Genomic DNA, 13,553 nt, shown 5'->3' with positions numbered 1-13,553 from the left:
TCCGCCCTCAGCCCCAGAGCCGCTGGCTGGCGAGCCGCGCGCCCTCGGAGAGCGCCTCGAGCTTCGCCCACGCGATCTGCGGGTGCACGCGCCCGCCGAGGCCGCAGTCCGTCGAGGCGATGACGCGCTCGCGGCCGAGGATCTGGGCGAAGCGCTCGATGCGGTCGGCGACGAGCTCGGGGTGCTCGACGACGTTCGTCGCGTGCGAGACGACGCCGGGCACCACGGCCTTCTCCTCGGGAAGGGTGAGGTCGCGCCACACCTTCCACTCGTGCTCGTGGCGTGCGTTCGCCGCCTCGAACGAGTACGAGCCGGCGTTGATCGAGAGCATTGTCTGGGCGAGGTCCGCGAACGGGAGGTCCGTGGTGTGCGGGCCGTGCCACGAGCCCCAGCACAGGTGGAAGCGGATCTGCTCCTGGGGCAGGTCGCGGATCGCGTAGTTGAGGGCCTCGACCCGGAGCTGCGTGAAGGCGAGGTAGTCCTCGACCGTGGGCTCGGGGTTGATCATGTCCCAGTTCTCGGCGATCGAGGGGTCATCGATCTGGACGGTGAGCCCGGCGTCCACGATCGTCTTGTACTCCTCGCGCATCGCGTCCGCACACGCGTAGACGAGTTCCTCGTCGCTCTTGTAGTACTCGTTCGCGATCCGTGACGCGGAGCCGGGGGAGAGGGCGGGGAGGAAGCCGGTCTCGAAGCCGTTGGCCGCGAGGGCCTCCTTGAGGTGTGCGATGTCCCGCTGCACGGCTTCCTGGCCGGTGTACGTGATGGGGCCGGTGACCGTCGGCTGGGGAACGGCCTTGCGGCCGGTGAGGATGAACGAGTTCGGATCGTTGTAGGCCTCGTCGAAGCGCACCCGGTCGCGCCGGTCCCGCATGCTCGTGAGGCGGATCTTGCCCGGCTCTGAACGGACCTTCTCGGTGCTCTGCCAACGGTCCACGCCGCCCGGCGTCAGGCCCCCCAGACGCGAGAAGGAGTAGTTCCACCAAGCCCCGTAGTCGACGGAGTTCGACATCGTGTGGCCGTACTCGCCGTCGTTCGGGAACGTGATGCCCACCTCGCGCTGCCGCGCCACAACGTCCTTCACCGAGCCCGCGAGCAGCTCTTCGAAAGCAGCCGGGTCCCCAGGGTTCTCCGTCATAGCCGCGTTCGCGGCGAGAAGCTCGGGGGAGCGGGGCAAAGAGCCGGCATGCGTCGTCTGAATGGAGTCGGTGTTGTGCATGGGGCCAGTCTGGCCCATCGGACGGACAGAATTGCCGGGTTACGGCGGGTTAAGCCGTGCCGCACCCGCCGGACCCGGCAATTTCTGCAACGCGCCCGACGTCAGTCGCGGTCCTCGTCGCCGAAGCCGGTCTGCGTGTGGCCGCCGCTGTCTGAAGGTATGCCCGCGGCCCCGGCCGTGCCCAGTCCGATCCCGGTGCCGGGCCGGCGCCGCTCGCGGTGCGGCGGCTCCTTGGCCTCGCCGTCTGGGTGCGGGTGCTGCAGGAGCATGGACTCCTGGTTGTGGCCGTAGCCCTCGTCCTGGTTGTAGCCCTCGCCCAATCCCGGGTCGTCCCCATAGACAGGGGTATCCATGTTGGCCGGTTGGCTCGATCGCGCAGGCTGGCTGTCTTGGGTCTCGGTCACTTCGCTCGGGTCCATGCAGGAACCGTAGGCATACGACGGCGGAGGGCGCCAGATGCGTCCGCCCTCAGCTGAGCGGGCCACCCCGGCGTGCCGTCAGACGAACGCCGACTTGCCAGTGACGGCCCTGCCGACGATGAGCGAGTTGATCTCATAGCTGCCCTCGTACGTGTAGAGGACTTCTGCGTCCCCGAAGAGCTTGGCCATCTCGAAGTCGCTCGAGATCCCGTTCCCGCCCAGAAGCGAGCGGCCCAGAGCCACCGAGGCCCGGGCAAGGCGCGTCGTCGTCGCCTTCGCCATGGCGGCCTGCGCCATCTCGAGGCGCCCCTCCTGCTGCAGCCGCGCGATCTCGAGCATGAGCGCGAGCGAAGCGTGGGCGTTGCCGAGGATCTCAGCGAGCTGCTGCTGCACGAGCTGGAACGAGGCGAGCTCGCGCCCGAACTGCAACCGCTCGAGCGCGTACGCGCGTGCGACGTCGAACGCCGCGAGCTGGATCCCCGCGGCCTGCCAGCCCACCCACGCGCGCGAGTCGCGGAGGAGTTCGTTCGTGTGGGCGAATCGCGTGGCCCCCGGCAGCCGGTTCCCCTCCGGAACGCGCACCTCCTCTAGCGTGATGTCGGCGTTCTGCATGATCCGCAGGCCGATCTTGTGCGGGATCTTGCGCGCGCTGAACCCGACGCGGTCGGCTTCGACGATGAAGCCCTTGACCTCGTGGTCCTCCTCGTCGCGCGCCCAGACGAGGGCGAAGTCGGCGATTGTCCCGCTTCCGATCCAGCGCTTCGCTCCGTTGAGGATCCAGCCGTCGCCGTCCCGCCGCGCCGTCGTCGCAAGACCGCCCGCGATGTCCGAGCCGTGCTCGGGCTCGGTGAGCGCGAACGCGCCGAGCGCGTCGAAGCTCTCGAGTGGCGGGATCCAGCGCCGCTTCTGCTCGGGAGAGCCGAGGGAACCGATCATGCCCAGGATGAGCTCGTTGTGGATGCCGACGAGAGCCGAGAGCGAGACGTCCGCCCTCGCGACCTCCGTGTAGACGAGGCCCTTGAAGAGCGCCGACGTTCCGTCCGTGTGCAGCCGGGCAAGCCCTGCGTCCGCGAGGCCCGGGAGCAGCTCGCGGGGGAACGCCTCGTCGTTCCAGTAGTCGATGCTCGCGGGGCGGATCGCGCTTTGGAGGTAGTCGCGCAGCGCGTGATACCGGCGCTGTTCGTGGGCTGGGAGGAGGTCGACGACGTGGAGCAGGTCGGCGTCGGGGAACGGCGGGGCGGCGTGTGCCCCGGTCGACGCGGTATTTGGCTGGGGCAGTGATGGAGCCTCGAGCATGGGTGGCACTCTCCGTGGTGGGGCTTCCCAGCCCTCGTGAGGCGGGAAGCGGTCTTGGCGGACCATTGGACGTCCTAGTATATTTCAGAGGTGACGTGGATCACTAGCCGGGACCGTGCGGCCCCGGTTGAGGCGAGAGGCGCAGCATGACAGTCACCGACGACTTCCGAGCGGCCCGAGACCGCCTCCTTGCCCTCCGAGAGGATTACGGCCAGGCCCGTGCAGAGTTCGAATGGCCGCAGCTCGCGGAATTCAACTTCGCGACCGACTGGTTCGACCACATTGGCGCCGACCCGCAGCGCGGCTCCCAGCCGGCGCTCGTGATCGTCGAGCAGGACGGCACCTCGACCCGGCGCACCTTCGCCGAGCTCGCCGAGAGCTCGCGCCGCGTGGCCGCCTGGCTCCGCGAACAGGGAGTGCGGCGCGGCGACCACATGATCATCATGCTCGGCAACCAGGTCGAGCTGTGGGAGCTCATCCTCGCCTGCATGCGGCTCGGAGCCGTCATGATCCCGACGACCACCCTCATGGGTCCCCGCGACCTGCAGGACCGCGTAGAGCGCGGAGCCGCGCGCTGGGCCGCCGTCGGCGCATCGCACGTCGGCAAGTTCGACGGCGTCGAGGGGGATTACACCCTCATCTCGGTGGGCGGCGCGACGACGGCCACCGCCGGCGATCCAAGCGATAGCGCGGACGACGACGGCGGGCGGCAGGGCGGCGTCGTCCGCTCCGTCCTCGATTACAGCGAGGCGACGCACGCCAGCCCCGACTTCGAGCCGGACGCGCCGACCCGCGGCGACGAGACGCTCCTGCTCTACTTCACTTCGGGCACGACGTCGAAGCCCAAGCTCGTCGAGCACACGCACACCTCCTACCCGGTGGGCCACCTCTCGACGATGTACTGGATCGGCCTCGAGCCGGGAGACGTGCACCTCAACGTCGCCTCGCCGGGCTGGGCGAAGCACGCGTGGTCGAACGTGTTCGCACCCTGGATCGCCGAGGCCACCGTGTTCATCTACAACTACGCGCGCTTCGACGCGCTCGCTCTCCTCGAGCAGATGGGCCGCGAGGGCGTGACGAGCTTCTGCGCGCCGCCGACTGTGTGGCGAATGCTCATCCAGTCGGACCTCACGCGCCTCGCCACGCCGCCCCGCAAAGCCGTCTCCGCGGGCGAGCCGCTCAACGCGGAGGTCATCGAGCAGGTCGAGCGTGCGTGGGGGCTCACGATCCGCGACGGCTTCGGCCAGACGGAGACCACCGTCCAGGTCGCCAACACGCCCGGCCAACCCGTCGCCGCGGGTGCGATGGGGCGGCCGCTCCCGGGCTACGACGTCGTGCTCGTCGATCCCGCGACGGGCGAGGAGGGCGCCGACGGCGAGCTCTGCCTCCGCCTCGACCCCCGGCCCGTCGGCCTGATGGCGGGCTACCATGGCGACCCCGAGAGGACGGCCGACGCGTTCCGCGGCGGCTACTACCACACGGGCGACATGGCGCGGCGGGACCCGGACGGAGTCATCACGTACGTGGGCCGGGGCGACGACGTCTTCAAGTCCTCGGACTACCGGCTCTCGCCGTTCGAGCTCGAGAGCGTGCTCATCGAACATCCTGCCGTGGCGGAGGCCGCCGTCGTGCCGTCGCCGGACCCGGTGCGGCTCTCGGTGCCCAAGGCCTTCGTGGTGCTCGCCGCCGGGTATGAGGCGGGTCCCGAGCTCGCGGAGGAGATCCTGCGGTACTGCCGCGAGCACCTCGCGCCGTTCAAGCGCATTCGCCGGCTCGAGTTCAGCGAGCTGCCGAAGACGATCTCGGGGAAGATCCGTCGCGTCGAGCTGCGGCACGGCGAGGAAGCGCGGCATGCGGCGGATCGCGCGGCCTCTGATGGGGGCGTCGAGTACTCCGAGGCCGACTTTCCCAGCTTGAAGGACTGACGGTGGGCGGCCCGCTTCCGCGCGATCCGATCGCCGACGCGCAGCGCAACTGGGAGCGGCGCGGTTGGGGCGAGGTCGCCGCGCCCATGGCTGCCATCACAGCAGTCATGCGGACCCAGCAGATCCTGCTCGGGCGCATCGAGGAGGTGCTCAGGCCGTTCGGCCTCACGTTCGCGCGCTACGAGCTGCTCGCGCTCCTTGGCTTCGCGCGGGGCGGGGAGCTGCCGATGAGCCGCGCGAGCGCCCTCCTGCAGGTGCACCCGACCTCGGTGACCAACGCCGTCGACCGTCTTCAGGATGCCGGGCTCGTCGAGCGCTCGCCGCACCCCACGGACGGCCGCACGACGCTCGTCGGGATCACCGCCGAGGGGCGCGCTCTCGTCGAGCGGGCGACGGCGGCGCTCAATTCGGGAGTCTTCGCGCAGTCGGGCTTCACGGACGACGACGTCGAGCAGCTCATCCGCGTCCTGCACGGCTTCCGCAGGAGGGCAGGAGATTTCACCGACGACCCCTAACCCCCGTGCCCTTTTTCGTTTCGGGTACGGATACTCCCCCTCTTTCTTCGTTTCGGGTACAGATAATCCCCTTTTTTTTCGTTTCGGGTACGGATAATCACGCTCTGGCACATCTCGGGTACGGATGTTCTCAGCTTGGGAGAACCCTTGGACGGATTATCTGTACCCGAAAGGGATTCGGGGTGGATTATCTGTACCCGAAACGGATTTGGGGTGGATTATCTGTACCCGAAACGAAAAGTGGGGGAGGGGTCGGGGTCAGGGGTCGAGGTCAGGGGCGGGGACAGGGGTCAGGTGCTTGAGGAACGGTCGCGGATGTCCGTGATGATGCCCGAGAAATCGCGCCGCGCGCCGTCGCCCGCTGCGAACTCGTCGTAGATCTTCGAGGCGAGCGGACCCATCTGTGCGGCAACGCCGGCGTGCTCGATCGCCTGGAGAGCGAGCCGGAGGTCCTTCGCCATCAGGGTGCCAGCGAAGCCCGGCTGATAGTCACGGTTCGCCGGGCTGGTCGGCACCGGCCCGGGCACGGGGCAGTTGGTCGTGAGGGCCCAGCATTGGCCCGAGGCATGAGCGGCGACGTCGAACAGCGCCTCGTGGCTGAGGCCCAGCTTCTCGCCGAGCACGAACGCCTCGGACACTGCGATCATCGAGACGCCGAGGATCATGTTGTTGCACACCTTGGCCACCTGACCGAGGCCGTGGCCCCCGCAGTGCACAATCCGCTTGCCCATGAGCGCCAGAAGCGGCTCGACCTCGGCGAAGTCCGCGTCCTCGGCCCCGACCATGAACGTCAGGGTCGCAGCTTCGGCCCCGACGACGCCGCCCGAGACAGGCGCGTCGACGAACCTGTGTCCCGCGCCTACCGCTGCCTCCGCAGCCTCGCGGGCCTCTACGACGTTGATCGTCGAGCAGTCCAGGAACAGCGTCCCGGGCGCGGCCCCCGCGAGGAGACCGGGCTTCCCGTCGCGGCCGCGGTAGGCGTCGAGGACCTGCTGGCCGGTCTGCAGCATGGTGAGGACGACGGCGGCGCCCTCCGCCGCTTCGGCAGCGGACTCCGCGACCTCCACACCGAGGGTGCGGGCGGCCTCGGCGGCCGCCGGGAACGGGTCGAAGCCGACCACCTTCTTCCCGGCATTGACGAGGTTGGCCGCCATGGGAGCACCCATGTGGCCGAGGCCCAAGAAGGCGATCCGCCCGCTCGCGGCTCCGTTCTCGCTCATCTCAGCTCCCTTCCGGCATTGCGAAGTGGGCACCTTGGCGGATCCCCGAGGGCCAGCGGCTCGTCACGGTCTTGGTCTTCGTATAGAAGCGGAAGGCGTCTGGGCCGTGCTGGTTGAGGTCGCCGAATCCCGAGGCCTTCCAGCCGCCAAAGGTGTAGTACGCGATGGGGACCGGGATCGGCACGTTGACTCCCACCATCCCCACCTCGACCCGGCTTGCGAAGTCCCGGGCGGAGTCGCCGTCGCGCGTGAAGATCGCAACACCGTTGCCGTAGGGATTCTCGCTGCAGAGCCGCAGCGCGTCCTCGTAGTCCTCGGCTCGGACAACGCTCAGCACGGGCCCGAAGATCTCGTCCTTGTAAATGAGCATGTCCGGGGTGACGTGGTCGAAGAGCGTCGGGCCGATCCAGAACCCGTCCTCGTAGCCCTCGACGCTCGCCTTGCGCCCGTCGCGTACGAGCTGTGCGCCCTCGCGGACTCCCAGATCGATGTAGCCTTCGATCCGTTCCTTCGCCGCCGGCGTCACGACTGGCCCGAAGTCGGAGCCCTTGTCGAGGCTCGGCCCGACGGTGAGGCCTTGGATGCGGCTTTCGAGCGCCGCAATGAGTCGATCGCCTGTTTCTTCGCCGACGGGCACGGCGACCGAAATCGCCATACAACGCTCGCCAGCGGATCCATAGGCGGCGCCGATGAGCGCATCCGCGGCCATGTCGAGGTCGGCGTCCGGCATGATCACCATGTGGTTCTTCGCGCCGCCAAAGCATTGCGCACGCTTTCCATGCGCTGCGGCGGTCGCGTAGATGTATTGCGCGATCGGCGTCGAGCCGACGAAGCCGATCGCCTTGACGCGCGGGTCCTCGAGAAGCGTGTCCACGGCTTCCTTGTCGCCGTTGACCACGTTGAAGACGCCGTCCGGCAGGCCCGCCTCAGTGAAGAGCTCCGCAAGGCGCAGCGGCACCGAGGGGTCACGTTCCGAAGGCTTGAGGATGAACGCGTTGCCTGCGGCGAGCGCCGGGCCGGATTGCCAGAGCGGGATCATCGCCGGGAAGTTGAAGGGGGTAATACCGGCGACGACGCCGAGTGGCTGGCGGAGTGAGTGCACATCGAGGCCTTGGGCCACGCTGTCGGAGAACTCTCCCTTGAGGAGGTGCGGCGCGCCGGCCGAGAACTCGACCACCTCGATGCCCCGCTGCACATCGCTGCGGGCATCCGCGAGGGTCTTGCCGTGCTCGCGGGACAGGAGTTCGGCGAGCTCGTCAATGTGGGCGTTGACGAGGTCCACGAACCTGAGGAGGATGCGGCCTCGGCGCTGCGGGTTGAGCGCCGCCCACTCGGCCTGGCCCTTCTCCGCGCTTGCGATGACGCCGCGGACCTCGTCCGCGCTGGCCAGCGGGACGCGGCCCTGCACTCGGCCCGCGCAGGGGTCGAAGATGTCGCCGAACCGCCCCGAGGTGCCTTCGACGCGTTGGCCGCCGACATAGTGGGAAAGCTCGTACGGGTTGGAGGACTGATTGACCATGACGAACGCTCCTTCGCATCCAGTCCGGTGTGTGACCCACGTCTCTTCGGGATCTAGGACCGAAGATACTCGGACTTCCAACTAATGGCCAGAGCGCCATTACAACCGTCCCGCACCATCACGGGCGCCCCACACGGTCATGATCGTCCCTCGGGGGCATAACCGTCCGGCACGATCAACGGTTATGCCTTCGAGGGACGCTCTTGTCGAGGGGCCGGTTGTGCGGTCAGCCGGCCGACGCCGGCGAGGCGCACGCGAGACGCGAACCAGCCGACGCCCCCCGGCAAGCCCAGCCCTAGGCGATCCGGTCGAAGAGCCCGGCGAGCTCCTCCGTCAGCGTCTTGACGAGCGAGCGCTCGCCGATCGGCTTGCCGTCGAGGTGGTTCACTGGCGTGAGGAGCCGGACCGAGGAGATGAGCCAGACGGCGTCGGCATCGAAGAGGTCCTCGGGCTCGAGGGGGCCGTAGCCGAGCTCCCACCCCGCCTCCTTGGCGGCGGCGAAGAGTGCACCCTGAGACGTGCCGGGCAGGATTCCGGAATCGAGCTGGGGGGTGACGAGCCTCTTGAAGGTGACCTTGCCGTCGTCGTCCGTTTCGGCATGCGCGACCAGAACGGTCGAAGTGGGGCCCTCGAGCACCTGGCCATCGGAGGAGGTGAAGATGACGTCGTCGGCGCCCTGCGAATGGGCGTACCGCAAAGCCGCCATGTTGACCGCGTAGCTGAGCGTCTTCGCGCCGAGGAGGAGCCACGGCGCCCGCTCGGCGATGTCGGAGTCGTAGCCGCGGTCGAGGAGGACGACGTCGACCCCTTCCTCGCGCTGCCGTTTCGCCGAGTGCGCGGGAGCGAAGGCCCCAACCCAGCACGTCGGGGCGTGCTCACCCTCCACACCCCGCGTCGCGACGAGCCGCACGACGACTTCATCGAGCACCCCCACCGTCCGCTGGTACTCGGCCAGAGCGGTCACGATTGCGCGCTCCCAGGCCTCGTGCTCGGGAACCTCGAGCTCGAGCATCCGCGCGCTCGAGTGGAGCCGCGACAGGTGCGCGGGCAGCTTGCGGACGTGGCCGTCCAGCACGAGGAGGGTCTCGAAGACGCCGTCGCCCCGGGTCACGCCGAGATCGGTCGCGTAGAGCGTAGGCCTCCCCGCGTCCTCGACACGTCCGTCGGGATGGGCGGGGTCGAGGAAGACAAGCACGGTCTGAGTCATGGGGACAGCTTAGGCTGTGCCCATGCTGTTCCAGCTGCCTCTCATCGGCCTCCTGCCGGACTGGGCAACGTTCCTCGTTGCGGTCATCGACCTCGTGATCCGCGTCGCCGTCGTCGGCATCATCCCCGGGAACCGTCGCCCGACCACCGCGATGGCCTGGCTGCTCGCCATCTTCTTCATCCCGACGGTCGGGCTCCTGCTGTTCCTCATGTTCGGCAACTTCCGCCTTTCCCGGAAGCGGGTAGAGCAGCAGCAGGAGGTCGACAATCGCGTGCGCGCTACCCTCGCGAGCTCCGACGACGTCGACACCCGCTTCCCGGGCGCAGAATGGCTTCACTCGGCGGCGGCGCTCAACCGGCACCTCGGTTCGCTGCCGATGGTCAACGGCAACAACGTCCGGCTGATCCCGGGCTACGAGGACGCAATCGCCGAGATGGCGAAGGCCGTACGGTCGGCGAAGCGGTTCGTGAATGCCGAGTTCTACATCATGAGCTCTGACGAGGTCACGGAGGAGCTGTTCTCTGCTTTCGAGGATGCGGCTGAGCGGGGGGTCGAGGTCCGGCTCCTCTTCGATCACATCGGCACTGCGCGCATCCACGGGTATCGCGGGCTGCTGCGTCGGCTCGGCGCATCGAAGATCCAGTGGCGCCGGATGCTCCCCCTTCTGCCGCTCCTCGGGCACTGGCGCCGTCCCGACCTGCGCAACCACCGCAAGATTCTCGTCGTCGACGGCGAGGTCGCTTTCACAGGTTCGCTCAACCTCATCGAGCGCTCGTATCGGAAGCCGCGGCACCGCAGGGTGGGCCGGAAGTGGGTAGAGCTCATGGCTCGGCTCGAGGGGCCGGCCGTGACGACCCTCAATGTCGTCTTTGCAACCGACTGGCTGAGCGAGACTGGCCAGCTCCTGGCCGAGCAGATGGAGCCGCCGGAGCCGGTGGGGGAGATGCCGGCCCAGGTCGTACCGAGCGGCCCGGCCTTCGCAAACGAGAACAACCTCCGCCTCTTCAACACCCTCATCTATTCCGCGCAGCATCGGCTTTCGATCTGCAGCCCGTACTTCGTGCCGGACGATTCCTTGCTGTACGCCGTGACGACCGCGGCGCAGCGAGGGGTTGACGTCGAACTGTTCGTGTCCGAGCAGGGCGACCAGTTCCTTGTCCACCACGCGCAGCAGTCCTACTACGAGGTGCTGCTCACGGCCGGAGTGAAGATCTACCGCTACCCCAAGCCGTACGTCCTGCACGCAAAGCACTTCACAGTCGACGACGACGTCGCCGTCCTCGGTTCCTCCAACATGGACATGCGCTCGTTCTCGCTCAACATGGAGGTCTCGCTCATGCTGCCCGGGGCGAGCATCGTGGCCCAGATGCGCCGGGTCGAGGACATGTACCGGAAGATCAGTCATCCGGTCGATCTCCACACGTGGCGGCAGCGCTCGCTCCTGAGTCGTTACGTGGACAACGTCGCGAGGCTCACAGCGACAGTGCAGTAGCCGGATCTCCACGAATCGGACCGGCCGCACTCACTCCGGGAACTCGGCCCCCAGCGTGCTCAGCACTGCGTACGACTTCGCCTGGATCTCGTCGTGCTCTTCGTCCGGGTCGGAATCGGCGACGACGGCGCCGCCCACCCCCAGCGAGAGTCTCGCCGTGCCGTCGGGGTGTCCGACGACGACGAGCGTGCGGATGACGACGGAGAGGTCCGCCGCGCCCGTGCGTGAGAAATACCCGATTGCGCCCGAGTAGACGCCCCTCGGTGCCCCCTCCAGGCGATCGAGGATGTCCATGGTGCTGATCTTCGGGGCGCCGGTCATCGAGCCCGGCGGGAAGGCCGCCGCGACAGCCTCCGCCCGCGAGGCTCCGGGGCGCAGATGCGCCTCGACCGTGCTCACGAGCTGGTGGACCGTGGCGTAGGTTTCGACGGCGAAGAGCCGGGCCACGGCGACCGATCCCGGCACAGCGAAGTGACTCAGGTCGTTCCGGAGCAGGTCCACGATCATGAGGTTCTCGGCGCGGTCCTTGGTGTTGGAGGCGAGCTCGGCGCGGACGAGGGCGTCCTCTTCCGGGGCTGCCCCCGGAGTCCGGCGCCGGGTGCCCTTGATGGGTTCGGCGCGGAGGCCGCCGTCGTCCGTGATGCTCAGGAAGCGCTCCGGCGACGTGCTCGCGATCGCCATGGGCCCGAAGCGCGCAAAGGCTGCGAACGGCGCCGGGCTGCGGCGCCGCAACGCCCGGTAGGTAGCCCAAGGGTCGAGCTGGCCGGGCGCAGCGTCCGCCTCGAGCGCGGTCGTGAGGCAGACCTCGTACGTGGTGCCCTCGGTGATCTCCGCCTTAGCAGCCCGGACCTTGTCCCGGTACGAGGCGCCGTCGTCCCTTGCCGAGAACGGGGGCGCGGAGGGGGTCGGAAGCGGCTCTTCGCGTGTCTGGGCCGCGGGCCCGCGGACGACGCGCTCCGCCCCGTCGAGCCAAGCCTCGGAATCCGGCGCGGCCAAGGCCAGGAGCCACACCTCTCGGCGCTCGTGGTCCAGGATGAGGGCGCGGGCCGCGTACGCGAGCTGGGCGTCCGGGGTCGGGCTGGCCCCGGCAGAGGCGGCGCTGACGTCATTCCCGCCACACTCGCGCTTGAGCTCGTAGCCGAGGTACCCGAGCCACCCGAGTGCGAAGCCGCATTCGAGGCCCTCGGGAGCCGATTCGCCGCCGTGGCCCCATGCGCTGTCGAGCCAGCGGAAGAACGGCTGGTCGAAGCGCGCCGTCGCGGGCGTGGCTGTCTGCGGGCCGAACGTCACACTTGTGACACCGTCGCTGTGCGCCATGCGACGCCCGAGCACGCCGCCGTCGTCGGCCATGATGCTGAAGCGGCTCCTGGCTCCGGCGCGCTGGGCCCCGGCCTCGGAGCGGCCGGGCCAGTCGGAGGAATCCAGCCAGTCGGAGGAGTCCAGCCATACGGCATGCTCGGCACCGCTGAACAGCGCGGCAAAAAGCGCCGCCGGTTCTGGCGCCGCGGGAAGACGGCGGGCGACGACGGCCGCTGACTCGCGCTCGGCACGTTCCGGAGCGAGCGCGTCGCGGAGCGCGGGGACCTCGGTGAGAGCATTGAGCACCTGCCGCGCCGCGTGCTCAGGGCGCGAGGAGCCAGCAACCGCAGACCAGGACGGCGAAACAACGGTGACCGTGGCGGCAGCGGCGACATCGTCCGAAGCGAGCCAGGCATCCTCCTGCGCAGCCCAGCGGTCCCAGTGCGGTGCGTACGTCTCGCCGTCGCGGACGAGCGCACGACGCCGGCGCTCGTCGGCCGGCAATTCGAGCCAAACCACGGCGTCGGCGAGGCCCCGCAACTGCCCCGCGCCAGCGCCAACCCCCTCGAGCAATACGATCTCAGCGGGCTCGGTAACCCGCTCCTCGCCTTCGGCTCCGGCCACCCAGTCCCAGGCCCGCCAGCGGGCAGCCTCTCCGCGGCGGAGCGGGGCGAGGACCTCCGCGGCGCAGCGCTCGATCCCGCGCTCGAGACCGTCCCACCCGGGGTAGAGGTCTTCGAGGTGGATGAGTGCGACTGTCCGGTGCTCCCGGAGCGCGGTAGCAAGCTCGACGGCGAGGGATGTCTTTCCCGCGCCCGAGCGGCCGTCGATGGCGATCACGCTCGGGTGCGCGATGCGGTGCTGGCTCACGCCCCTGCGAGCAGCGGGGGCCGGCGGGTGAGCTCGTGGCGCACATGCTCGATGATGCCCGGGACGGCAGCGTTGAGGAGCTGCCACGTCGACTCGAAATCGCTCTGGTCGCCGAACCAAGGGTCCTCGATGCCTTGATCGAGCGCGTCGAGATGGGCGACGGCGGGGTCGAACGAGCGCAGCATCCGCACCTTCTCCGCGGTGCCGTCGGGAGCAAATTCACGGAGGTGGCCGTAATGGTCGATATCCAGCGCGAGGATGAGGTCGCGCTCCACATACCACTCGGGCTGGAACTGGCGGGCGACGTGCTTCCCGGGACGGAGGCCGTGGGCGTCGAGGACGCGCGCGGCGCGGGGATCGATCGGTCGCCCGGCCTCGTAGTTGGTGGTGCCCGCAGAATCCACGACAGCCCGGTCCGCGAGTCCCGCCATGCGCAAAGCGTCGGCGAGCATGAACTCGGCCATGGGCGAGCGGCAGATATTCCCGGTACAGACCGTGATGATCCGGTAGGGGCTCGCCGTCGAGTTCATGGATCAAGCATAGGGTTACGCGACCGTCCGGCCGGAATCCGC

The 13,553-nt window shown here is 68.9% G+C and carries 11 protein-coding genes; 3 read left to right on the top strand and 8 right to left on the bottom strand.

What is annotated here, in order from left to right; all coding sequences use genetic code 11:
• Positions 1 to 7 precede the first annotated feature (7 nt).
• The 3 genes from LK10_RS07090 to LK10_RS07080 all read right to left on the bottom strand — a co-directional run bounded on the left by LK10_RS07090 (position 8) and on the right by LK10_RS07080 (position 2,934).
• On the bottom strand, positions 8 to 1,219 hold the full coding sequence (locus tag LK10_RS07090; RefSeq protein ID WP_043121667.1) for a cobalamin-independent methionine synthase II family protein: 1,212 nt from the start codon (positions 1,217 to 1,219) through the stop codon (positions 8 to 10).
• A 101-nt stretch (positions 1,220 to 1,320) separates the two neighbouring features.
• A complete protein-coding gene (locus LK10_RS07085; RefSeq protein ID WP_156144081.1) occupies positions 1,321 to 1,638 on the bottom strand; it encodes a hypothetical protein in 318 nt (105 codons plus the stop codon).
• Positions 1,639 to 1,716: 78 nt separating this feature from the next.
• The gene (locus tag LK10_RS07080) at positions 1,717 to 2,934 is read right to left on the bottom strand and encodes an acyl-CoA dehydrogenase family protein (RefSeq protein WP_043121662.1); all 1,218 of its coding nucleotides are present in this window, start codon (positions 2,932 to 2,934) and stop codon (positions 1,717 to 1,719) included.
• Positions 2,935 to 3,080: 146 nt separating this feature from the next.
• Here LK10_RS07080 and LK10_RS07075 point away from each other — a divergent pair, with 146 nt between their 5' ends.
• Positions 3,081 to 4,859 (top strand): AMP-binding protein, encoded by a 1,779-nt coding sequence (locus LK10_RS07075; protein ID WP_043121660.1) that lies wholly within the window; start codon positions 3,081 to 3,083, stop codon positions 4,857 to 4,859.
• Positions 4,860 to 4,861: 2 nt separating this feature from the next.
• Positions 4,862 to 5,374, top strand: a complete 513-nt coding sequence (locus tag LK10_RS07070) for a MarR family winged helix-turn-helix transcriptional regulator (RefSeq protein ID WP_043121658.1) — start codon at positions 4,862 to 4,864, stop codon at positions 5,372 to 5,374.
• A gap of 290 nt (positions 5,375 to 5,664) precedes the next feature.
• On the opposite strand, the gene mmsB is transcribed toward LK10_RS07070, so the two are convergent.
• The 3 genes from mmsB to LK10_RS07055 form a co-directional block, all read right to left on the bottom strand.
• Positions 5,665 to 6,594 carry a 3-hydroxyisobutyrate dehydrogenase gene (mmsB, locus tag LK10_RS07065; RefSeq protein WP_043121655.1) on the bottom strand — a complete coding sequence of 310 codons (930 nt, stop codon included), beginning with the start codon at positions 6,592 to 6,594 and terminating at the stop codon, positions 5,665 to 5,667.
• A gap of 1 nt (position 6,595) precedes the next feature.
• Positions 6,596 to 8,113 (bottom strand): CoA-acylating methylmalonate-semialdehyde dehydrogenase, encoded by a 1,518-nt coding sequence (locus LK10_RS07060; RefSeq protein WP_043121652.1) that lies wholly within the window; start codon positions 8,111 to 8,113, stop codon positions 6,596 to 6,598.
• A gap of 295 nt (positions 8,114 to 8,408) precedes the next feature.
• Positions 8,409 to 9,320, bottom strand: a complete 912-nt coding sequence (locus LK10_RS07055; protein ID WP_043121649.1) for an aminodeoxychorismate lyase — start codon at positions 9,318 to 9,320, stop codon at positions 8,409 to 8,411.
• Between the two features lie 22 nt (positions 9,321 to 9,342).
• On the opposite strand from LK10_RS07055, the gene cls reads away from it, so the two are divergent.
• Complete coding sequence (gene cls / locus LK10_RS07050; protein ID WP_052207058.1) at positions 9,343 to 10,812, top strand: cardiolipin synthase; 1,470 nt, start codon at positions 9,343 to 9,345, stop codon at positions 10,810 to 10,812.
• A gap of 30 nt (positions 10,813 to 10,842) precedes the next feature.
• On the opposite strand, the gene pabB is transcribed toward cls, so the two are convergent.
• Positions 10,843 to 12,981 carry an aminodeoxychorismate synthase component I gene (gene pabB, locus LK10_RS07045; RefSeq protein WP_231567671.1) on the bottom strand — a complete coding sequence of 713 codons (2,139 nt, stop codon included), beginning with the start codon at positions 12,979 to 12,981 and terminating at the stop codon, positions 10,843 to 10,845.
• Positions 12,978 to 13,511 carry a low molecular weight protein-tyrosine-phosphatase gene (locus tag LK10_RS07040; RefSeq protein ID WP_043121646.1) on the bottom strand — a complete coding sequence of 178 codons (534 nt, stop codon included), beginning with the start codon at positions 13,509 to 13,511 and terminating at the stop codon, positions 12,978 to 12,980. The genes pabB and LK10_RS07040 overlap by 4 nt, the downstream gene beginning before the upstream one ends.
• Positions 13,512 to 13,553 lie beyond the last annotated feature (42 nt).

This window comes from Sinomonas humi (assembly GCF_000802235.1).
Classification (GTDB): domain Bacteria; phylum Actinomycetota; class Actinomycetes; order Actinomycetales; family Micrococcaceae; genus Sinomonas; species Sinomonas humi.
This window is presented reverse-complemented; position numbering and strand designations above follow the sequence as displayed.